The organism is Agrilactobacillus fermenti (assembly GCF_021030645.1).
In the GTDB taxonomy this organism is placed as follows: domain Bacteria; phylum Bacillota; class Bacilli; order Lactobacillales; family Lactobacillaceae; genus Agrilactobacillus; species Agrilactobacillus fermenti.
Genome location: NZ_JACGCJ010000007.1, coordinates 63,633 through 84,383 on the forward strand (window position 1 = coordinate 63,633; position 20,751 = coordinate 84,383).

General features: G+C 39.8%; 14 protein-coding genes. 9 read left to right on the top strand and 5 right to left on the bottom strand.

Translation table 11 applies throughout. From position 1 onward, the window contains the following. Positions 1 to 127 precede the first annotated feature (127 nt). Complete coding sequence (locus FHQ08_RS03760; protein ID WP_230913061.1) at positions 128 to 442, top strand: hypothetical protein; 315 nt, start codon at positions 128 to 130, stop codon at positions 440 to 442. 74 nt (positions 443 to 516) lie between these two features. Here the strand turns inward: FHQ08_RS03760 and lepB are convergent, their stop codons facing one another. Both lepB and thrC read right to left on the bottom strand, forming a co-directional pair. Continuing rightward, positions 517 to 1,107, bottom strand: a complete 591-nt coding sequence (gene lepB / locus FHQ08_RS03765) for a signal peptidase I (protein ID WP_269073859.1) — start codon at positions 1,105 to 1,107, stop codon at positions 517 to 519. Then, complete coding sequence (thrC, locus tag FHQ08_RS03770) at positions 1,104 to 2,627, bottom strand: threonine synthase (protein WP_230913062.1); 1,524 nt, start codon at positions 2,625 to 2,627, stop codon at positions 1,104 to 1,106. Before thrC ends, lepB begins: the two co-directional genes overlap by 4 nt. Before the next feature lie 139 nt (positions 2,628 to 2,766). On the opposite strand from thrC, the gene rpiA reads away from it, so the two are divergent. From rpiA to FHQ08_RS03790, 4 genes are read left to right on the top strand one after another with little or no spacing between them, the layout of a single operon-like run. After that, on the top strand, positions 2,767 to 3,468 hold the full coding sequence (gene rpiA, locus FHQ08_RS03775) for a ribose-5-phosphate isomerase RpiA (RefSeq protein ID WP_230913063.1): 702 nt from the start codon (positions 2,767 to 2,769) through the stop codon (positions 3,466 to 3,468). Beyond that, entirely contained in the window at positions 3,468 to 4,250 is a 783-nt protein-coding gene (locus FHQ08_RS03780; RefSeq protein WP_230913064.1) for a hypothetical protein, read from the top strand. Before rpiA ends, FHQ08_RS03780 begins: the two co-directional genes overlap by 1 nt. Before the next feature lie 16 nt (positions 4,251 to 4,266). Continuing rightward, the gene (locus FHQ08_RS03785; RefSeq protein ID WP_230913065.1) at positions 4,267 to 5,259 is read left to right on the top strand and encodes a hypothetical protein; all 993 of its coding nucleotides are present in this window, start codon (positions 4,267 to 4,269) and stop codon (positions 5,257 to 5,259) included. 23 nt (positions 5,260 to 5,282) lie between these two features. Continuing rightward, positions 5,283 to 6,674, top strand: coding sequence for an RsmB/NOP family class I SAM-dependent RNA methyltransferase (locus tag FHQ08_RS03790; protein WP_230913066.1), 1,392 nt, complete (start codon positions 5,283 to 5,285; stop codon positions 6,672 to 6,674). Positions 6,675 to 6,760: 86 nt separating this feature from the next. Here FHQ08_RS03790 and fni read toward each other — a convergent pair whose 3' ends face one another. The 3 genes from fni to mvk are packed head-to-tail and all read right to left on the bottom strand — an operon-like array spanning position 6,761 to position 9,823. Further along, the gene (gene fni / locus FHQ08_RS03795; RefSeq protein ID WP_230913067.1) at positions 6,761 to 7,801 is read right to left on the bottom strand and encodes a type 2 isopentenyl-diphosphate Delta-isomerase; all 1,041 of its coding nucleotides are present in this window, start codon (positions 7,799 to 7,801) and stop codon (positions 6,761 to 6,763) included. A 52-nt stretch (positions 7,802 to 7,853) separates the two neighbouring features. Further along, positions 7,854 to 8,852 carry a diphosphomevalonate decarboxylase gene (mvaD, locus tag FHQ08_RS03800; protein WP_230913068.1) on the bottom strand — a complete coding sequence of 333 codons (999 nt, stop codon included), beginning with the start codon at positions 8,850 to 8,852 and terminating at the stop codon, positions 7,854 to 7,856. Further along, positions 8,849 to 9,823, bottom strand: coding sequence for a mevalonate kinase (mvk, locus tag FHQ08_RS03805; protein WP_230913069.1), 975 nt, complete (start codon positions 9,821 to 9,823; stop codon positions 8,849 to 8,851). The genes mvaD and mvk overlap by 4 nt, the downstream gene beginning before the upstream one ends. Before the next feature lie 105 nt (positions 9,824 to 9,928). Between mvk and FHQ08_RS03810 the strand changes: the two genes are divergently transcribed. From FHQ08_RS03810 to FHQ08_RS03825, 4 genes are all read left to right on the top strand, one after another. Next, the gene (locus FHQ08_RS03810; protein WP_230913070.1) at positions 9,929 to 13,531 is read left to right on the top strand and encodes a PD-(D/E)XK nuclease family protein; all 3,603 of its coding nucleotides are present in this window, start codon (positions 9,929 to 9,931) and stop codon (positions 13,529 to 13,531) included. Positions 13,532 to 13,564: 33 nt separating this feature from the next. Further along, entirely contained in the window at positions 13,565 to 17,323 is a 3,759-nt protein-coding gene (gene addA, locus FHQ08_RS03815; protein ID WP_230913071.1) for a helicase-exonuclease AddAB subunit AddA, read from the top strand. 20 nt (positions 17,324 to 17,343) lie between these two features. Next, positions 17,344 to 20,154, top strand: a complete 2,811-nt coding sequence (locus FHQ08_RS03820) for a helicase C-terminal domain-containing protein (protein WP_230913072.1) — start codon at positions 17,344 to 17,346, stop codon at positions 20,152 to 20,154. Between the two features lie 116 nt (positions 20,155 to 20,270). After that, complete coding sequence (locus FHQ08_RS03825; RefSeq protein ID WP_230913073.1) at positions 20,271 to 20,750, top strand: cell wall elongation regulator TseB-like domain-containing protein; 480 nt, start codon at positions 20,271 to 20,273, stop codon at positions 20,748 to 20,750. The last annotated feature ends 1 nt before the right edge of the window (position 20,751 follow it).

Here is a 20,751-nt window from a genome sequence, read left to right on the forward strand (position 1 = left end):
GTCACCTCAGTTTAAGTTTCAAAATGTTTCTAAACGTCACATTCTGCATAAATTAAGCATAGCATTGTTCCTGATTCTGCGCAAAATACAGGCACTATTATTTTTATTGCTGAAGGAGGCTTTTTATATGTCAAACGAGCAAAATGGTTTACAAGGTTTTCCCAAGGAACAATTTAGCGCTTTTTCAACTGCAAAGATGGCGCGCTTTTTACCCTATACAGCTGAAACGACAATGGCGCAATTGCGTCACTTTTTTGGGCATGACTTCGATACTGTGGTCCGATATCGGGCAGATCAACTATTTATTGACGAAAAAGGGCAAACGACGCCAGTTGGTCTAAACAAAATAATCGTTCAATTTCCCAATGGATCTTATAAAATAATTGACGCTGACTATTATCGTAAGAATTTTAACGAACCGCTAGAAGAAAAAACAAATTAATTGAGTCAAAAAAGGCCGACCCTAATTCTATTGGGCCAGCCTTTTTAATTTCACTAGACAATTCAGTTAAGAACTTAATAAGTTTTCATTTCATTTAATGGCCAATAACGCCATTTTACAATACCAATAATACTGCTCTTAGGAATGAAACCGATCATGCGGCTATCCTTAGAGACATCGCGATGATCCCCCATAACAAAATAGTTATTTTTAGGGACGCGGCCATCTTTCGTAGTTTTTGGTAAATTTAATGTTTTCAGCGAAAAATTAGTTGTATATAATGGGCCCGTACTTAATTTACGGTCTAAATAGGGTTCCTTCAGCTTTTTGCCATTAATATACATCACATCGTTACGAGAAGCTACAGTTTCACCAGGCAAGCCAATGACACGTTTAATATAATAAGTATCGGGTTCGTCTGGCGCTTTTAAAATCACGACGTCGCCACGCTCAACTTTCGCATGACGAAAGGCAATGATTCGATCTCCAGATTGAAAGGTTGACTGCATTGAAGGGCCTTCGACTTGCTCATTGGCAAAGACCCAAGTTTTTAAAGCCTGTCCGATCCCGAAAAAAATCAGAGCTAATACAATAAATTCTAAAAATAAACGTGCTGGTGAAGCATCGTCTTGTTTACGTTGCTTCTTAGTATCTTGACTATTCAATTCTTCACGTCCTTAGACTTACTTTTATCCTCACTCAAAGTATTTAATACCAAATCGGACATTTTCGCAACTGGAATTGTCTGTTCATGTAATACTTTTGCATGTTTTAAGCGACGAATCGCCTTCGGAACTGGCAATTCAATCAAATTAGACAAAGCTTGGATCGCTGCAAAATCGGTTTCGCTTGGTTGGTGATTTGTTAAAGCATGTAAGACCACTTCCGGAAACTTGTACGGATTGGCCGTTGATAAAATGATCAGTGGTCTAGCTTCAGATTTGTGTTCCTGGCTATACTGGATGGCTGCATGAGTTGCGACTGCCGTGTGCGGGTCAATTGTATATTGGTACTTCGTTTGCATCAAGCGAATCGTTGTCAATGTGTCAACCTCATCCGTAGAAAAAGCTACAAAATCAGTTAGCTTTTGCCGAGCGGTATCCGGTAATTCAGCCCTACCTTTGGTTTCAAAAGTTGTCATGAATTTAGCTAAAGCTGCAGCATCTTGATCAAAACTATAAAAAAGTAGGCGTTCCAAATTGCTTGATACTAAAATGTCCATTGATGGTGAAGACGTTAAGTGGAAGTCACGCTTACGATTGTACACACCAGTAGTGAAGAAGTCAGTCAACACATTATTGGCATTAGACGCACAAATTAATTTATTGATCGGTAGCCCTAATTGTTTCGCGTACCAGCCTGCTAAAATATCCCCAAAATTGCCAGTCGGTACACTAAAATCAACCGTCTCACCTAATTTGACCGTGCCATTTTGAACCAGTTGACCATAGGCGTTAAAATAGTAAACGATTTGGGGGACCAAGCGGCCAATATTGATTGAATTTGCTGAAGAAAATTGGATATGGTTCCTAGCTAACTTTTTAACGATCATGTTATCGTTTAAAATATGTTTTACATTTGTTTGGGCATCATCAAAATTTCCATCGATCCCAACAACCGTAACATTTTGGCCTACTTGGGTGATCATCTGTTGCTTTTGAATCGGGCTAACACCGGCTTGGGGGTAAAACACAATAATTTTGGTATTCGGCACATCAGCAAAACCGGCCATAGCTGCTTTACCTGTATCCCCAGAAGTTGCCGTCAAAATTGCGACTTTTTTATCCGAAGCATGCATCTTCATTGCCGTGACCATTAGTTGTGGTAACAACTGCAAAGCGACATCTTTAAAAGCTAGCGTTGGTCCATGAAATAATTCTAAGAAATGATGCGGACCCACTGATCGGATAGGTGTGATGTCAGCTGTATCAAAAGTATCTTGGTAGGCTGCATCAATACATGCTTGTAAGTCATCATCTGAAAAATCATCAAGAAAAACTTTTAAAATCGAAAAGGCCATCGCCGGATAATCTTTAGCAAGTAACGTTGCTAGGTCTTCTTTTAATTGCGGCATTTGTGTTGGCACATAAAGCCCATTATCAGGGGCCAAGCCTTGCAAAATTGCTTCAGAAGCTGTTAAATTTTGAGTCTGCTCACTACGTGTACTACGATAGTAAAGTACCATGTGATAAACCACCTTGTAAATTGAGATAAGACGAGTTGCATAAATTAGTCTTTCATTAATTTTACAATACTTTTGTTTATTTTGATATTTAAACCCTGTATCTTTATAATATATATACAATTTAATGTGGAGGCACAATATGGACGTCGAAGATAAAAAGAAAATGGCTGCTTTGGCTGCTTTGGATCACATTCAAGATCATATGATCATTGGTTTAGGCACAGGGACAACGGTCCAGTATATGTTAGAAGGACTGGCACAGCGGATTCAACAGGAACATTTAAATATTATTGGGGTGTCTACTTCTGATCGGACAACTAAGGCAGCCAATGCCTTAAATATCCCCATGAAAGATCTCGATGATGTTGGTCATATTGACTTAACCATTGACGGTGCCGGTGAGATCGACAAGCATTTTCAAGGTATCAAAGATGGTGGGGCAGCACATGAATATGAAAAAATGGTGGCAATTTCTTCAGATAAAAATTTCTGGATTGTAGATGATTCAAAGTTAGTCGATACGCTGGGACATAATATTCCACTGCCCGTTGAAGTCGTACCATATGGCAGCACCAAAGTTTTTCGCCGCTTGGCTAATGAAGGCTTGAATCCATCTTTTCGTATGGTCGACAAAGATCATTTCTACTTTACACATGAGCATAACTATGTGATCGACCTACACCTTCAGCAAATTAATCATCCACATCATTTGGCACTTTGGTTGGCACATCAAGTTGGCATTTTAGAGCATGGCCTCTTTTTAGATATTGTTGATGAGGTCTTTGTAGGCACAGATCAAGGCGTCAAAAACCTTGTCCCTGAACGCGAGAAACGGTATTGATGGCAGCTATATTGCAAACATCTTACCTACAAGCACTTCATTTTTATAGACAAAAATATGCTCAGATTCCGGCCATAGCTGATCAAATTGATACGGTTACAAGTATCACGGTGGACTTAGCAGCTCACAAACTGCCCAGTCGCCGTTTTCGTATGTTAGGCTTAGACGTTGCCAGTTATAGTCAAGCGTTCTTAATGAATTTTGGAACACCGCCACAACAAATCGAAACCGAATTACATCGTTTGGATCATTTATTACATAATTTTCGAAACTTTGTTGCTAGAACATTTGGTATCTGGGCACTTTTTAATGTGCCATTTATGCGTCGGTGGCATCAGTTATTTCCCGATGAAACATACCTTGAAATTATGGCCGGTAATGGCTTATTTACATTCAGTATGCAACAATTTGGTCAAACCAGCATTGCCACCGATGATCGTAGCTGGGGTAAAACAAGTCTTACCGCTAGTGACCCCTGGGTACCAATTCAAACTCTGGATGCATTGACTGCCATTCGACATTACGGTCAAACTGCTACCGCGCTTGTGATGATTTGGAGTCAAGATCATAATCCGATCGACCAACAAGTTTTAAACTGCTATCGTCAATATATGGCCGGTAAATTATTTTTTGTCGTGGGTGAAAAGGGGGCCGGTGGTGCGACCAATTCTCAAGGATTCTGGGAACAAGCAAATTTAGTACAAAATAAACGTATCGCTGGTATCAATCAAATCTTTCCACACTTTGATCTCATTCAAGATCAAGTTTATTGTGTACGTTAATTCGGAGGTTTATGGTTTGTTAAGACGGAAAATACTGATAGATATGGCAGTTGCAATCGTTGTCTTTTTATCTTTGTGGTTTGTCAGTGTTCACGACCGCAATACCTATCAAATTCAATTGGATCATGGCGGTTTGTCACAAGATGCCTTAATATTCAAAGCTAAAAGCTCTAAAAATATGCAGCAAATCACGGCTGCTGTTGCCAAAAAGAAATTTGACAATTTTCAGATTCAATTTATTGACCCACAACAAAAAGCTCTAAGTTATATTTATGCGCAGCATCCAAACAACAACCTGAGTATGGTTTCTGGTCGCAATTTTAACACGAGTGATTTTGAGGCACCGCTGCCTTTTGCGATTGTCGGTCAAGATTGGACCAACCGTTTATATAAACCCCAATCTCAAGCCTACTTGCCCAGTGGTCATCAATATGTTGCTGTAATTGGAACCGCGGGAACGGCAGGAACGTCACCGCTAAATACGCACCGTTTTATTACGGTTTCACCTTATCAGACAACGAATACCACACCAATTCGAAACTTAGAAGTCATTGCGGATGGTTCATTAGTAACCAAACATAAACAAGCATTTAGTAAAATCATTAAAGCAAAACATAGTCGGACTTATGTCCCTAAAACGAACCAGGAAAAAGAGCATCGTCGTTGGGGCAGTAAATACGCCTTAATAGCTATTTATGGGTTATCTTTTATTAGCCTACTCGCCTTAACACTTGCTTTTTACGTTGCTATTCGCCGTTTTATTCAAGTCAGTGAATTAGACCATATGCTAACATTAAAGATGAAGTGGGGGCACCTTAGGCGTTTTGCCCTGCATTATGTGATCAGTACATTAATTGGTTATTTAATAGGGATTTGGCAAACCTATCTGATCAATTATCATACGGTTAACCTTTTCACTTTGATCGTTACGGTTATTAACCTTTTGGTTATGACAATTCTAATTTTCAAAACACCTACAAAAGAATTAAATGAAGTCAGTGATATTTAACTTATAAGGACGGGGAAATAAAGTTGAACTTACCAGAAGGATTCCAAGAGAAATATCGTACGCTTTTAGGCAGCCAAAGTGATGCTTTCTTAGCGAGTTTCAATGCTGAACCAAGTAAGGGATTTCGAATCAATCCGGCTAAGCAAAGAGCTGTCCTGCCACTCGTAGATACATCCGAGCCTGTCCCTTATGTATCAGGTGGTTACTATGGCAATGTTGCTGGTAAATCTATCGTCCACACTTCCGGTGGCGTTTACTCTCAAGAGCCCAGTGCAATGTATGTGGGTCAAACGGTCGCCCCACAACCAGGGGAAATGGTCTTAGACCTCTGTGCTGCGCCTGGTGGTAAATCCACCCATATTGCCAGTCAAATGGCAAATTCTGGTTTATTAGTTGCCAATGAGATCAATTCCAAACGCGCCAAAATATTATCCGAAAATATTGAACGTTTTGGTTTGACAAATGTCGTCGTAACCAATAACGCGCCAGAGCAACTAGCGGAAAAATGGCCTGAAACATTCGATCGTATCTTAGTAGATGCACCCTGTTCTGGGGAGGGGATATTTCGCAAAGACCACGAAGCAGTTCAATATTGGCATCCCAACTATGCGGCTGATTGTGCCGCACGGCAAAAAACAATCGTCAGTCAAGCTGTTAAAATGCTCAAACCGGGTGGGACGCTTATTTATTCAACGTGTACCTTTGCGCCAGAAGAAGATGAGCAGATCATTGCTTGGATACTTAAAAATTATCCCGAATTTAGGACGCTGCCGATTCAAAAATACCCCGGTATGCAGTCGGGACAACCACAATGGGCTGACAATAACCCCATGCTTAATGATACTGTTCGTTTATGGCCGCATTTGCTCAAGGGAGAAGGCCACTTTATTGCCAAACTCATAAAGCAATCAGCCCAAATAACGACCGCAGAATCTGCTAAAACTAGAAAGAAAAAACGTCGTAAATCAGTTCGCCAAGCGATGTTAACTAAAGCAGAAACAGAATTATTAACGGATTTTATTAAACAGACATTTCAAACGAATCCTTTTACGTTCACACAAATAGAAATTAATGATGGTCATGTGCACCAGCGTCCCAATATTCAATTAGATTATGAGGGCATTCGAATTTTACGCAATGGCCTCAATCTAGGTGTCTTTAAAAAAAATCGCTTTGAAGCCGACCATGCCTTAGCTCTCGCGCTGACAACTTCTGAATTTCGACAGGTTTTTGAAGTTGACGAACAGCAATACCAGCATTATCGCCACGGAGAAGCGTTAGCTTGGATCAAGGCCACGCCACAAAAGCAAAGTAAAACATTTGGATTATTGACTTATCAAGGTCTTGGCTTTGCCATTGGTAAATTAGTCAACCAGCAGCTCAAAAACTACTATCCAAAAGGCTTAAGAGACTAAATATAAATTAAAAATGAACCACTCAAAGAATTAGACGTTAATCGTCATAATTTGAGCGGTTCATTTTTGAATTTTAATAGCAAGTTTTACGACTGGCGCTGTTGCTGAAACAGATAAAGTTCCTGATCGAAATAATGTTCAACTTGAGGCAGTTCTGCGGGTGTCCGCACGCCAAAAGCAACTAACAATAACCGCAGCTGCTCTAACCAAGCGGTTAAAATAGTTTCTGTCTCAGAAACCGTGTGGTGTAACAATAGATGTAATATGGTCCGACTGATACCTACATATTTGGCACCTAGATGCCAAGCCTTCACAATATCTAACGGCTGACGAACACCGCCGGACGCAAAAAAGGTCAAATGCTGGTCTCGTTGAAAAGGCTGACTCTCCAGCAAACTTTTTACCGTACTTAACCCTTGTTCGGCCAAGTAAGCCATATCGTGGTTTTGACGGCGTGCATTTTCAATTTGCACAAAATTGGTCCCCCCAGCACCACCGAGATCAATGTAGCGTATGCCCAATTGTTCCAATTGACTGATGGTCATTTCAGACATGCCAAAACCGACTTCCTTGGCGATAATCGGGACGTCTAAGTGCTGATACTCACGAATCATTTCCGCCCAGTGGAAATCCCGGTCACCTTCAGGCATCACGATCTCTTGTAGGACATTCAAATGCACCTGTAAGGCATTTGCTGCTACTGCTGCTACGACTTGTTTCGCAGCAGCTAAATCTTTACCAGCACCAATATTTGCAAAAATAACTCCCGTAGGATTAACTTTGCGAACAACCGAAAAAGTCTCTAAGCTTTCAGGTTCACTTAAAATAATACTCTCAGAACCAACTGCCATTGGAATCCGTAAATCAGCTGCAATTTGAGCCAATTTTTCATTGATGGCTCCCGTCCGACTAGAACCGCCAGTCATTGCATTGATATATATCGGGGCAGCAATTTTTTGATCAAAAATTGTCGTTTCTAAAGAGACATCTTGAACACCTAACTCTGGTAAGTTGCGAAAAATTAGATGTAATTGATCAAAATCGTTTCGTTGCACAGCATTATAAAAGTGTTCGGCTAAAGCTAAATGTTCATCTTTGCGGTGGGCATGTTTTGTTTCATGAGCCATAGTTATATCTTATCCCTTCAAATTTATGCATGAACACGCAAACCTATGATCCCTATTCCTGGCCAAATTCAAAGTCTGACAATAACATTGCGCCTGGACCTGGCCTGGCCGCAACCATCGGCGTATTTGGTAACAACTCTGTTAAACGAACTTGAAGTGTTTCTAATTCACTGGCACGCCCGATGACTTTCACATTGGGACCCGCGTCCATCGTATAATAACAATCTAAGCCTTCACGACGTACTCGCTGTACCGCTTGTATCGCCTGAATGGTTTCCGGTAAAAAATAAGAAAAAGGTGGTTGAGCCCCCATAGTAGTAGCATGCATTTTCATAGCATTACTCTCAGCTATTTGGCCCAAGGTCACAAAATCATTTTGGGTGATTGCCTGTTTAAGTATGATCATATCTTGTTCACAGGCTTGAATAAAAGCATCATAAAAGGGAGAGGTCGCCACTGTATTAGCCATTTCTTTACGACTGGATATTTGCTTAGGCTGGTCCGAAATAATTAATGCCAACATGCCGATATCCATCGCTACGTGCTGATCAGCTTGTAATGGTTCAGCATAGGAGGTTTGGTCATCATAGCCCTTATGCCATTCCACAAAGCCGCCAAAAATAGAACGACAGGCTGATCCTGACCCACGCCGTGCTAATCGTGATAGGTCACGACTACTAAGTTGTAAGCCGGCAGTGGTGCTCGCGGCTAAGGCAAGTGCTGCAAAACCGGAAGCTGATGATGCTAAACCAGCTGCAGTTGGCACGTGATTTTCACTTTTGACCTTAAAATAGCGTTGTACCCGTGCTCGTTGACGAATCAATTCTAGAAATGCAGCTAAGCGTGTGGTTGCCTTCGGTGCTAATCGCTGTCCATTTAAGATAAATTCATCCTGATGAGCGGCTTCGTCAGCAAAAGTTACTTCAGTCGTGGTATAGAATTGATCTAGGGTCAAAGAAAGTGAGTTAGCATAAGGAATGATCAAAGTCGGATCTTTTTTTCCCCAATATTTAATTAGGGCAATGTTTGTGTGTGCGCGGGCAATTGTCATTTAATACTACCTCTTGCTGATTTTAAAGTATGTATCTCACTCAAAGGCTGGATCCAAGTCTGAGTTGCACCAGCTGTTTGTAGGGCATTGCTTAGTCGTTGTGCTTGGGCAGCTGTTTTAGTTACCGCAATCATGCAGCCGCCCTGACCGCCGCCAGTCAATTTAGCGCCCAGTGCTTGATTGGCTAAAGCAACTTGACACAGTTTATCTAACTGGTTTGAGCTCACACCTAAAGCCTGTAAGTTAGTCTGGGCAGCAGTCAGCAATTGGCCTAAGTCTTCAATATCCGCTTTTGCTAAAGCAATTTTTACTTTTGTTGTAATCGTGCCTAGAGCAGCTAATTTAGGGCGATAATGGTTTGGCATATCTCGAACATGCTGTGCCACTAACCTAACCGCTTCACCGGTCTTGCCCTTAATACCGCTATCTGCAATCACGAGAAAACCAGGTACGTTTAATTTTAGTTCTTGTGGTACTTGTGCTTTCACGAACCAAATTGGCGTTTGGGCACTAGCAGTTGCAGCATCTAAACCACTAGGATTACCATGGATAATATGTTCGGAAAAATTTGCCCACTGTAATAATAACTGATGCGTTAAGGGTTTCTTGAAAAAATCAAACAAACACCGGATAATAGCAATAGCAGTAGCTGCTGATGACCCCATACCACGTTCAGCCGGTAATTGGCTTTTGATCGTCAAATCAAAAGCTTGGTCAACAGCATCAAAATGTAACAGTAAATGTTGTATCAACCGTCGGATACCAGACAATTCAGCAATTGCCCCTTGAATTGGACCATCATAATAGCGCGAATGGATGGTTTGATCCACTTTAGCTGTCCGTATCGTTGCCTGTATCTGCACACTAGGCAGAGGTAAAGCAATTGCCGGGTATCCATAAACGACGGCATGTTCACCAATCAAAATTATTTTAGCGTGACTCGTTCCGAGACCAGATTGCAAGGTACTCATCCTTTCTCATAGATCGCTTTTTCAATTTAATTCTTTTATGAAAATAACTTTGATGATAATGTTTAAAGTAATCCAATAGGTTAAACTGACGCCACAGGAGGGCATATGAGTTTAAATTTTTTATATGGCACAGCTGACAAAGACTTGTATCAAGCTTTGATCGACCAGCTGATCGCTGACCAAAAACAAAATCCTCAAGACCATTTTTTCTTACTTATACCAGATCACATCAAATTTGAAGCTGAAGTCATGACGATGAATCAATTACGTGCCCAGCAAGATAATGAAAGCTATGCAACCAGCAAGGTTCAAGTTTTTTCATTTACACGATTACTCTGGTATTTTCTTAAAGACACTCAATTCTACCAAAAAAATCGATTAAATTCAGCTGCACAAAGTATGATGTTGACGAAAATTTTAAAACAGATCAATCCTGATCTCAAAATTTTTCGGAGCGAACAACAGCAGCCTGGATTTCTAAACGCCTTAGCCAGCCAGCTAGATGAATTACAAAGTACTAACATCTTACCTGATGAGCTTAGCCATTTGGCTGAACAATTGCCACTTAACTCTGATACACAGATGAAGCTGACAGATTTAAGTCTTGTCTATGCCGCTTATCAAGCAGAACTAGGCGATCAATTTATTACGAATGAACAATTAATGAACGCCTTATATAATTATATAAGTACGGCTGATTTAACGCATACCTATTTTTATTTAAGCGGCTTCACTCAAATGACAACTTTAGAGCGGCAGATAGTTGAAGTCTTAAGTCAACACAGTCGCAAAGTTGCGATGACATTAGTGACCGATAAACCAGCGCTTGACTTTAATTTTGAAGCTGATGATTTATTCAACCGTACCAAAAAATTACAAGCTCAGTTGATTGCCTACGCTAAAGCAAATCGGTTTGCTTTTCATAATATCGCTGTACAAACTCAGCGCACGAACCCACAAATTACAGCTATCGGTAATTATTGGCGCCAGCCGCAACAAAAATCGACTGTTTCACCAGAACTTGATTCAGCTTTAACGGTTACCGTTGCAGACAACACCTATCAAGAAATTGAAGCTGTTGCCCTCAAAATCCATCAACTGATCACAGAAGAGCACTACCAATATCGTGACTTTTTAGTTTTAGCGAAACATCTTGAAGCTTATCAAAGTGTCATTCAACCGATTTTTGATCAATTTGAAATCCCTTATTTCGACGATTTACCCATCCCTATGCGCGACCACCCATTATTAGCTTTTCTTACGAACTTATTTGCTATTGACCGTTTTGACTACCGCTATGAAGATTTAATGCAACTATTAAAAACAGAATTGTTGTTGCCAAAACTGTCAACGGGGGATTTTCTCGAAATTTCTATTTTTCGCAATGATTTAGACATTACGGATAATTATCTTTTAGCTCACAACTTGCATAAAAGTGATTGGCTACAGGCTGAAAGTTGGCACTTCGAAGTTAAATCTTTTGACGAAACTGGCACAACCGTTACTGAAGATATTACTAAGACACAAATGATCGAAACCATTCATCAACTCGTACGTCAACAGTTAGAACCCTTTTTTAAAAAACTACATCGAGCTAAAACAGGGCAGGCAGCGGCGACAGCACTATATCATTTTTTACAATCATCAGGCGTTATTCATCAGTTACAACAATGGCAAGCAGAGATCGGTACAACTGGAAGTACTCTGGATAAGAGCAGCCAAGGGTATAATGCTTTTATCGACTTTTTAGATCAATTTGTAGCTGTTTTAGGTGAAGATGTTTTCAATCAAACCGATTTTATGGATTTGTTAACAGCTGCATTTGAAAATACAGATTATGCCCGAATTCCAACCACACTTGATGCTGTCAATGTATCCGAAGTTGGCAAGGTGCAAATGGGCAATCGTAAAATGACTTTTATCATCGGTTTAAACGATCGTAACTTCCCAGAAGTCGCGAAGCCACAAACAATCTTAAACGATGACGATCGTGAAGCAATGAAAGAAGCATCGTCTGAATTTGATGATTTGCCAACATCTGAGATCGTAATGACTAATGAAAATTATCTCATGTATACAGCGTTACAAAATCCTACAGAACGCTTAGATTTGAGTTATGCCAGGGGAGATGATGACACCCAACAATTTGAATTTTCACCATTTGGCACGCGTCTGCAAACACATTTTCATATTGAACCTGTAATTTTTAATACATTATTGCATACTGATCCCAATCAAAATACATTTGAACAATTAATTGGCACCAAGCGCCAAATGATCCATCGATTAGTGCCTATTCTCCGAGCAACTCTGGATCAAAGAAAGCCCGTAGCCAGTAAGGTCCGTTTTTTGATCGACACACTTCAAAAAGACGAAACCTGGGGTCGGCTTGCTCAAAATGTTTTTGCCAGTTTAAACTATCATAATGTACCTGTAAAAGTTAAACCAGCCGTTTTGGACACACTTTTTGGTCAGACACTACACGCTTCGGTATCACAGCTAGAAACTTTTTATCAAAACCCATACGCCTATTTCTTAACTTATGGTTTGCGCTTACAAGAACGAGAGGTTTACGATCTTTCACCAGCAAGTCGAGGCTCTTTCTACCACGAAGTCATGGATACGTTTATCAAATTATTGGCACAAAAGGGGATTGATTTAGCAGCACTTTCTTCAAAGCAAGCGCAAAAGCTATTAAACCAAGTGCTTGATCAAGTATATCAATTACCCCAGTATGATATTTTATCCAGCACCGGACGGATGCATTATATCCGCTACAAACTAAGAAATATTTTGAACTTATCAATCCAAACCAATATTCGTCAAAGCCAACAAAGCAAATTCAAACCATTTTTAACCGAGGTGCCTTTTGGTAATGGCGCCAATCACCTACAAAGTCTAAAATTTCCAGTCGATGCTGATCATGAAGTCGCCGTCCGCGGCAAAATAGACCGAATCGATACCGCTGAAACTGAAAGTGGCCGTTACTTTAATCTCATCGATTATAAATCTAGTGCTCACAGTTTAGAATTGCAAAAAATTTACTATGGTCTATCGCTGCAGATGCTGACCTATGTTCAAAGTATTCTGAATAATTTGCCACAATTAAATTTAACAGATGCTAAATTTGCCAGTGCTTTTTACTACCACTTGCAAAACCCAACTTTCTCAGAAAAAAAAGTGACCTTCCCAGTAACGCCAACAGAACTAGAACAACTCCAATTATTAGCCTTTAAATACCAAGGTATCATGCTCAGCGAACCAGAAATTATTGAAGCAAATGACAATCAGATTTCAGGTAGTTCAAAAATTATACCGGTTCGGCAAAAAAAGGACGGCAGCTACACAACAACTTCATTTAGTTTGATTACCGAGCACCAGCTAGAAACTTTGCTGCGTTACAATGCCCAAAAAATTCAAGCAGCTGCCCAAGATATTTTTGCCGGCCAATTTCCATTACGTCCGGTACGTCAGTCAAGACAAGAAAATGCATTAAAATATAGTCCTTACTTAAATATTTTCCAATTTGACGCCATGTTACCAGAAAATAATTATTTGGATCTGCAAAAATCAAATAAACGGAGTCAAGCTGATACTGACTTTTGGTTCCGAAAAATTCAGGCACAATTACCAGACACCAAAATTCATGATAAAAATAATGATGACGCTGATAGCAAAAAAAATGAAAATGACAGACCCAAAGCCTAAGGTACTGCACCTAACCACTTCAAGGAGGTTCTGATGGTTCAATTCACAGAAGATCAACAAAAAGCAATCAATCATACGGGTCATGATATTTTAGTTTCAGCATCAGCTGGATCCGGAAAAACCGCTGTTTTGGTCCAACGCGTCATTCAAAAGGTCCTTACCGGCACTGATGTGGATCAATTACTCATCGTGACATTTACACGTTTGGCTGCTCAAGAAATGAAAACTAGAATTCAAACCGCTGTCGAACAGCAAATTCAGCAATTAACGGCTAAAGAACAATTGACTCAAGCCGCACAGAAAAAGCTACACCACTTTCGTCGGCAAATGAATCGTCTTAACTTAGCAAATATTAGTACGATTCATGCTTTTTGCGAACAAATCATTCATAAATTTTATTATTTATTAGGCATCGATCCCGAATTTACGATTCTTGAAGATGCTGCCCAAACCCAGTTATTAAAACAAAGCGTGTTTGCAACGATTCGCGAAGCTTATTACAACGCTGATGACGAAGCTTTTTTCAAATTGACTGAAAATTTTTCTAACGACCGTGATGATAATGGCTTAGAGCAGATGATTTTTGAACTTTATGACTATAGCCGTGCCTTCGCTGATGATCGGCTTTGGCTCAAACATTTAGTTGATGCTTATCAACTAAAAATACCTATTTTATCAAACCGGCTATTCACAGCAACCATTTTGCCGCACCTTCGTGACTGGATTCAGACACAAACAGCTGTATTCAAACAACTACAATCACAAGTGGCGGCAATTGATGCCTCTAAGTATCAGGACTTTATTAATCAGATCTTGACTGCTTTGAACCAGATCAATAACACAACCGAACAGATCGATTACAGTGTGCTCAAAACCAGCCTTGATGGCTTATTGCAGGTGCCTAATCAACGCCGAGGCACTAAATTGGCTAAAGCTTACCCCGAAGAGACTGAACAAATCATCAATGCTTTTAATGATTTAAAGACGCAGCTGAAGCAGCAATTTATTGAGCCTTATTTCAGTCAAACGGAAGATGAAATCGTAAAGACCACCCAAGTTGCCTTAAAATTAATTAAAAAAATGCAAACAGTGCTCTCAAAGTTTGGCATTGCCTTCCAAGCCGAAAAAAATCGGCGCAATCTCATTGATTTTAGTGATTTAGAACACTTAGCCTTTGATTTACTCAATTATCAAGATGAACAAGGGCAGTATCCTGTTCAAGCATACTATCAACAACGCTTTTCAGAAGTGTTGATCGATGAGTACCAAGATATCAACCCCTTACAAGAATCACTATTATCATTGGTGGCGCACCATAAGCCAGGTAACCGTTTCATGGTAGGGGATATCAAACAATCAATTTATGGCTTTCGAATGGCTGACCCAAGTCTATTCGCCCAAAAATATCAGCAGTACCCGCTGGCAACAAATGAAGCAGTTCAACTACCTGCAGAAAAGATCGTGTTGGCGGATAATTTCCGTTCGAAACACAACATCACTAATTTTGTAAACTATATTTTTAGTCAATATATGGATGAAGCGTTAGGTGACATTGCTTACGATCAAGCAGCACAATTACATTACGGTGCTAAGTACTACGATCAAGATAGCGACCAGCCTGTTGAGGTACTACTACAAACAGCAGATACTTCAGATCACTCGATGGCCGGTCAACTTGATGCGGTTTCAGATGCCTCAACGTCGGGTAGCATCTACCTAATGGCACAGCGAATTCAACAAATGATCGCTCAAAAAGAAACCATTTACGATCCGACAACACAGACAAGTCGACCAATCAAATATAGTGATATTGCAATTCTAGTGCCAACTCGAAATGATAATCTGCAAATTATTGATGTTTTCAAACAACAACAAATTCCGTTAATCGTTAGCGATACCCAAAATTATTTTCAAACAACTGAACTCAGAATCATGATCGCGCTACTACAAATCATTGACAATCCCGACCAAGATATTCCCTTGGTGGCTGTTTTACGTTCACCGATTGTCGCTTTAGATGAAAATGAACTGGGGTATATTCGAGGTAGTGCCAGCCAGCCAAAACTATCTTATTATGCTTGTTTGCAAGAGACCCTCGCAGAGCAACACTTCGATCCTGAAATTTGCCGACCCGACTTTTTAACAAAATTAAATCATTTTGCTGACCTATTGACGCATTATCGAAGCTTAGCCAAACGCAGTCAATTGGCAGACTTAATTTGGGAAATCTATAATACAACTGGATTTTTAGATTATGTTAGCGGCATGCCTTCGGGACCACAACGAGCAGCTAATTTAAATGCACTCTATACACGTGCGACACAGTATGAGGCGAACGGCTTTAAGGGACTATTTCAATTTATTAAATTTATTGAAAATATGCAGGCCAATGATAAAGATCTCGCTGAGCCTGATGTTCCCAGTGAAACAACAGAAGCGGTCCAAATTATGACCATTCACAAAAGTAAGGGGCTTGAATTCCCAGTTGTTTTCGTTTTTGCGCTGGAGCATACCTTTAATCAAAATGAACTACGTCAAAAGTATATTTTTGATCAGCAGTTGGGTATAGGTATTGACGTATTGACTGAAGAGCGTATCAAAGTCAGCACTTTACAGAAAAATCTCATCAAACTATCCAAAAGTAAACAGCAGCTTTCAGAAGCATTGCGTTTACTTTATGTCGCTGTTACGCGCGCTCAGCAACGGCTGCTATTAGTTGGTGATGTGAAAGACTCTCTCGATAAAATCGCTGCTAGTTGGCAGAAAAGTGCGTCTACAAAAGACATTAAACTACCTTTAAATCAACGTTTTGCAGCCCGCTCTTTTCTAGATATTATTGGACCGTCTCTGGTTCGCGGTGTTGACCTGCCAGCTTTTGCAGCCACATATCAACCACAAATTTTTAAGAACTTACCTCATGAGGTCATCGTGACAACTTCGCAAGCAGCAAAAGGAAAGCCACGAGACACACAAACAACTAAAAAAAATGAACCGGATCCAGTGCCTCAAGAGCACACATCCGTAACCCCTGATTTTTTAAATTTAGTTGAGCGACGCTTCAACTATCATTATAATAATCTATTAGCAACACAAACAACGGCATATCAATCTGTTTCTGACATTAAACGTCAATTTGATGACCCTGATTTAGAGCAATTAGTGCCGTTAACAGCAACAGAAATGGCGGCTCAGCAACTGACCATCATACCGACAGCTGCTGAAACCGAAACATCAACCACAAATAACTTTAATGAACCTACCTTTTTGAAGCAGAGCCAAATTACGCCGACACAATTAGGTACTGCCACACATTTGGTTTTTCAAAAACTAGACTTGACTCAGCCAATCACGCCTACTTTTGTCAAGGAAACAATCGCTCAATTAGTGGCGCGTGAATTACTGACGGCTGCTTTAGCAGAACACATTGATATTGAAGGTATCCTTGCTTTCTACAATACAGATCTTGGTCAAGCCATCAGAGAAACACCAGAACAATTCTATCGTGAAGTAACTTTTTCAATGGTTTACCCTGCTCAGCGCTTGTTTGCTGGCGTTAAAGCTGACCCCCAAAACAATGTCTTGATTCACGGGATGATCGATGGTTATTTGATAACAGCTGACGGCGTTATTTTAGTGGATTATAAGACCGACCACAAAAAGGCACTTGACTTAGCACATGACTATCAAGGACAATTGAATCTTTATGCCCTAGCTCTCAAACAAATGCTCAACCGTCCAATAGCCCACAAATACCTTTATGGTCTTATTCATCGACAATTGATCGAAATATAACAACAGAAATGGTGTAAGACATGTTTGAACAACATCAGATTTTTTCAATAGTAGATTTGGAGACGACTGGTACAAAGCGTAATGAGGATCAAATTATTCAATTCGGCTGTGCGCAAGTTCAACATGGCAAAGTAGTAAATACGATCTCACAGAATATTCAGCCGACAATTGCAATTCCCCCAGCCATCACTGATTTAACTGGTATCAATCAAGCTCAAGTCCGCGAAGCTCCAACCTTCGCTGAGATTGGTCCAGCCTTGCATAATATGTTGATGGATACAGTTTTCGTTGCCCATAATGTTAATTTTGATTTTCCCTTTATTAATCATGCGTTTGAAAGTATTGGTCTACCAGCTCTAGATATTCCAGCAATTGATACCGTTGAATTAGCACAAATTTTATTACCAACTGCAGTCAGCTTCAAACTACAAGATTTATCCAGTCTTTTGTCCATCACTCATAAAAATCCACATCATGCGGATAGTGATGCAATCGTTACAGCCAAACTTTTTATTACATTAACCAAACGCTTACGGCAACTACCAGGGGCTGTTTTAGATGAATTGGTACGTTTGGGGGATTTATTATCTCAGCAAACTGGTAAGTATATTCAATCGATTCGTGATAATCAAAAACGTGTGCCACTACCCAATTATTTGCACGAAACCCATGGTATAATCCTCCGCAATAAGCCACAAGTAACTTCCAGATCTTTAAAACCTTTAGGAACTTATCCAAAATCACCGGCAGCCAAGAAAAAACTCTTATTACCCATTTTAGAATATCGCAGCAGTCAGGCAAAAATGATGAATCAGCTCCACGACTTATTGTCTTCACAGGCCTCAAGATTACCTTTGATCATTGAGGCACCAACAGGAAGTGGTAAAACCCTCGGCTATCTATTGCCAAGTTACTTTGCTATGGAAACAGGGCAGCAAGTGGTCATTAGTACGGCAACTACAGTTTTGCAAAATCAGCTGCGCGATCAAGGTATTCCGCTAGTAGAGGAACTACTCGGCACTAAAGCTGCGGTAGCGCTAATTAAGAGTGCACGCCATTATTTGGATTTAGATGTCTTTTGGCAGACATTGCAGCTGCCTTCAATGAATCGTCCGACGCGCTTATTACAAATGCGAATTTTAGTTTGGTTAACTATGACCAAAACGGGGGATCTGTCAGAACTACAGTTAACTAAAAACCGGAGTCATTTTCTCAATCGCCTAGTAACCACAGAGGTAAATGCCAAAAGTGAATTTGGTAACGATAATTTCTATAATTATGCTGTTTTACAGGCTCAAAATGCCGAATTAATCATTACGAATCATGCTTTTTTACTGCATCATGAAGCCTTTGACTCAATTAAAACTCATAGTGCGTTAATTATTGATGAAGCTGATGCTTTTATTGATCAATTGGAACACTTTAATAAATTTAATACAAACTTCAAACAATTTATTGAAATCTCACGTGATCTGCAGAGCGTTAAAAGTCAGTTGCAAAGTAAGTTAACGGATATTTATCCAGCAGTTTCGAAAATCAACCGAGCCTATGATCAATTAGAACAGATTCAAACGCAAATCAATGCTTTGCAGCAGGTCTTTTTTGCAAGTTACATCGAAGATAATGTACCACGCGCCAAACGTTCAACCCCGATTGACATTACGATTGATTTGCATAATTTAGATATTGAGACTTATATCAAACCACCATTAGCAATTATGGCGACTGCCATTCAAAAATTACCAGTTAATTTTGTTCAAGCTTTGAATCAGTTGACAAATATGCAAGCTCATTTTGATAAGGCTACCCAAAATCTATTTGATCGTGTTTACAGCTTAATAGGGGACTTTGTCACGGCGGCACAACAGCTCCAACGTTTTATTGCCATTTTTAACTCTGGTACTTTTATTGACCAAGGCACCATTTTGTCAATGCGACAATACACAGATGTTAAATCTCTAGAGATTGCAGTTGAAAACTTTGATAATCAAAAAACAGTAGCCAAATTATTTGCCGCCTTTGATCATGTTGCTTTAACAGGTGCAACCTTAACATTTAACCACCGTTTTGATTATTTTATTTCTCGTTTAGGCTATGAATTCCAAAAAACTGATACATTACAAACAGCTGAACCAGCATTCAAAACTTTAAAAGTTGCTTCTGCTTTTGATTTTGCCAACCAAGCCAAACTGATTACACTAACAGATAGTCCTGACATTAAGCAGACAAATAACAGCTATCTTGCGGACTACATTACGACTGTCTTAAATCAAATTGGAACCTATACTGATGGTAAGGTACTTGTTTTATTTAATGCTTTAGATTTGGTCAAACAAACCTACTATATTTTGAAAGATACACCTTTTGGCCGACAGCGGGAATTATTGGCACAGGGGATTACCGGCAGTAATGAAAAACTACTTAAACGCTTTATGATCAATGATCAAGCCTTGCTTTTAGGATCTAATGCGTTCTTAACTGGTATTGATTTACCAGGTGACATGTTGCAACTCGTCATCATGACGCGTTTGCCTTTTGAGTCTCCAGACCAGCCCGAGGTAAGACTACGTTATGATTGGTTAAAACGTCACGGTAAAAATCCATTTAGAACTGATGCTTTGCCCAGAGCAGCCATGCACCTCAATCAAGGCTTTGGCCGCCTCATTCGGACCAAGACTGACCGTGGCATCATGTTAGTATTAGACACCCGGCTAAACAGCACCCATTATGGGCAACAAATGTTGCGGTCACTGCCTAAATCTTTGCCAGTTCTTGCAATGCCCTTACATGAAGCTGTGGCAACGATTCATAATTTTTTTGCACGATCCTAATATAAATTAACCAAAGCATCATATTTTTCGGTATAATAACTACTTGTGTAATGAACTGCATTAGATAAATGCAGCATAACGATCTCTAAGAATGTATCGATATGGAGCGTCATATTATGAATGAAACCATCAAACACTGGCTCTATGCCAGTGCCATTATTATCTTGATCAGTACTTTATTTATTATCTATCATGTGGGGCAATCGCCTTATCATCAAGAACAAAAAGCGGCGATTGCATTTGCAAAAAAGAATACTGATCTAAAGACACCGGAAGCATTTTATTTATACACCAGAAATCAAAAAAATTGGACTGTCGGCGGCAAAGATCGTAAAGGTCATCAAATTTTTGCCATCATCGACCCCAAAACAAATCAAGTGACGATTTTATCTCAATCCTCAGGAATCACGGCAAATAAAGCGATCCATAAGGTGATTCAAAAATACCGGCCCAAACAAATTCATAATGTTGCATTAGGTCTTTATCACAAGCGCCCGGTTTGGGAGGTTACTTTTCGCAATAAAAATAGTAGCATAGGTTATGAAACCATTGATTTCAAGACTGGTAAGGTCATTAGTACCATTAATAACTTGTGAG